This window comes from Sinomonas soli (genome assembly GCF_054782415.1).
In genome coordinates, this window is the sequence record NZ_BAAGSN010000027.1 from 1 (window position 1) to 3,007 (window position 3,007).

The window sequence follows — 3,007 nt, forward strand, 5'->3', positions numbered from 1 at the left end:
ACGACCTCGTCCCGGCGGCGCATCAGGTACTGCAGGAGCCCGAACTCCCGCGCCGTCAGCTCCACCGGGGCGTCCCCGCGCATGACCTTGCGGGTGAGGGGGTCCAGGGACAGAGTCCCGGCCTCCAGGACGACGGGCCGCTCCGGGGCGCCGCGGCGGATCAGCGCCCGGAGCCGGGCGACCAGGACCACGAAGCTGAACGGCTTGGTCAGGTAGTCGTCGGCGCCCAGGTCGAACGCGTCGGCCTGGTCGTACTCCCCGTCCTTGGCCGTGAGCATCAGCACCGGGGCCCACACGTGCCGCCCGCGCAGCTCCCGCAGCACGTCGTAGCCGTTCTTCCGCGGCAGCATCAGGTCCAGCACGACCGCGTCGTAGGGGTTCTCCGAGGCGGCCCACAGTCCGCTGACCCCGTCGTGGACGACGTCGACCACGAAGCCCTCGTTGGACAGGCCCCTGCGCAGGACCTCGGCCTGGCCCTTCTCGTCCTCGACCACCAGCAGCCTCACCGCATCGCTCCTCCCACTCGCCCGCCAGTGTCCCACCCGGGCGCTGAGCCGTGCCTGAGAGGGCGGCGGCCTCCCCGGCTCAGCCTAAGCTCAGCGGCACCGCCGAGACTGGAGGGGCAGGACCGGGACCGCGGCAGGCAGCCAGCACCTCGCGGGGCCGGACCGTCCCGGACAGGAGCCGGGCAGCCTGCTGGGAAGATTGACCGGAACCGGTCCTTGTCTGCCCGGGCGGGACTCCATCACCATCGGCGCCGGCTTCGCAGCCCCCGGGCTGCGCCGGCGGCCGGGAAAAGGGGCGGCCCCCGACCCGGGCACAGCCGGGCACACGGGATCGCCTGCCCGGGTCCGCCGGCCCGGCGCCCGGGACCGGCCGCACCGCACAGCACACCGAGGGGGCCACCGATGGACGAGAGCACACCCCCACCGCAGCGCACGGGCGGGGGCGCTCTGGGCGGGCGCCGGCTGGGCAGGTGGCTGGGCGGCGCCCCGGCGACAGCGGTCCTGACTGGGGTGTTCGTGGCGGCCGGCGCGGCCCGGACGCTGGGGTGGGCCGGCGTGCCCGGGACCGCGGTCACCGCGCACTCGTTCCCGTCCCAGTGGTGGGCGGTCGCAGCCAGCGCGGTGTGGCCGGGCACGGTTCCGGGGTTCGTCCTCGGTGCCGCGCTGCTTCCCGCGGCCGGCGCGGTCGCCGAGAGGCGGCTGGGGACGCTGCGCTTCGCGGCCGCTGCCCTGGCCGCGCACACGGCCGGGGTGCTCGCAGCGCTGGGCCTGGCCTACCTCCTGAGGGCCACCGGCGGGACCTGGTCCGGTCAGCTGCTCGGGCACTCCTTCGCGGGCCCGAGCGCGATGGCGCTGGGCGCGCTGACGGCCGCCACCGCCGGCATGGGCCCCCTGTGGCGGCGGCGGATCCGCCTGGCCGTGCTGGCCTCGGCTGCCCTGCTCGTCCTCTACAGCGGATCCCTCGCGGACATGGTCCGCCTCCTGGCCGCTGCCGCCGGCCTCGCTCTCGGCCCGGCGCTGCACGGGCGGGCGCCCCGGCTGCGGGCCGGGGCTGTGTCGCGCCGCGAGGTGCGCACCCTGACCGCCGTGGCCGTGGCCGTGGCCGCGGTCGGCCCTGTCCTGGCCGGGCTGCTGCCCCATGCTGTGGGCCCGCTGGCCCTGCTGCACCTGGTGTTCACCGGCCTGCAGCCCACGGACCCGCAGACAGTGAAGGCTCTGTGCGCCGACCCGTCCCAGGGGCGGGACTGCGCCGCGGCGCTGCTGCAGCAGCGCGCCGGGGCAGGAGCGGTCTTCATGGCGGTGCTGCCCTCGGTCCTGCTCCTGGTCCTGGCCGAGGGGCTGCGCCGCGGCCGGCGGGCTGCCTGGGCCGGCGCGCTGGCACTGGAGGCCGCGATGGCCGTCCTCGCGGCCGTGTACATCGCCGCGGACCTCGCCCCGGCCTCCCCCCTGCCGCAGGGGGAGTGGCCGGGGGCGGTGGACGTGGGGATGTTCCGCAACCGGGCTGCCCTGGTGCTGCCCCTGCTGACCCCTGCGGCCCTGACCGTGCTGCTGGCCGCCGTCCGCACCCACTTCACCGTCCGCGCCCCCCGCGGCGCCTACGTCCGGCTGGGCGGGCGGCTGGCGTTCGCCGGCACGGCGCTGGCGCTGGCGTACTACGGAGGCGGTCTCGTCCTGCACCGCGGGTTCTCCCCTCCTCCGGGCCCGGCCCAGCTGCTCGCCGACCTCCCCGACCGGTTCCTTCCCCTGGGCTACCTCACCGACACCGCCCCCGCCTTCGTCCCGGAGAGCGTGCCCGCGACCCTCCTGTACGAGGGGACCGGGGTCGTATTCTGGGCTGCCGCCTCGGCCCTGGCCCTGGCCTCCTTCCTCGAGCCTCCCGACGCCGCCGCGGAGGCCGGCCGGGACCGGGCCGTGCGCCTGCTGGGCTCAGCGGCGCACTCCACCAGCCTGTCGTGGATGACCACGTGGGCCGGGAACCGGTACTGGTTCACCTCGGACGGCGCCGGGTACATCGCCTACCGCCCCCTCTCGGGCGTCGCCCTCACCCTCGGGCCGCCGGTCTGCCCGACCACGGCCGAGCGGGCGGCGGTCGCAGGATTCGCCCAGTTCTGCGCCGCCAATGGCTGGACCCCCTGCCTCTACGCCGTCCCCGAGCACACCCGCAGGGCAGCGGCTGCACTGGGCTGGGCGGCGGTGCAGGTCGCCGAGGACGCCGTACTGGACCTGGGCTCCCTGTCCTTCGCCGGCAGGAGGCACCAGGACGCCCGCACGGCCCTGAACCGGGGCCGCCGCGAGGGCATCCTGGCCCAGTGGACCACCTGGGCCCAGGCCCCGCTTGCCGTGCGCGAGCAGATCCAGGCGATCTCCGAGGAATGGATCGCCGACAAGGGCGTGCCCGAGATGGGCTTCACCCTCGGCGGCATCGAGGAGATGAAGGACCCCGCCGTGCGCCTCCTGCTCGCCCTCGACGCCGCCGGGAGGGTGCACGCCGTCTCCTCATG

Annotated in this window: 2 protein-coding genes; one reads left to right on the forward strand and one right to left on the reverse strand. The window is 76.2% G+C overall.

Annotation, left to right across the window (positions count from 1 at the left end):
* Window positions 1-506, reverse strand: a 506-nt coding sequence (locus tag ACYVKZ_RS20265) for a response regulator transcription factor (RefSeq protein ID WP_460994214.1), incomplete at its 3' end; no start/stop codon positions are given.
* A 402-nt stretch (window positions 507-908) separates the two neighbouring features.
* Here ACYVKZ_RS20265 and ACYVKZ_RS20270 point away from each other — a divergent pair.
* Window positions 909-3,007 (forward strand): phosphatidylglycerol lysyltransferase domain-containing protein (locus ACYVKZ_RS20270; protein ID WP_460994216.1); only part of this gene is annotated, 2,099 nt, incomplete at its 3' end.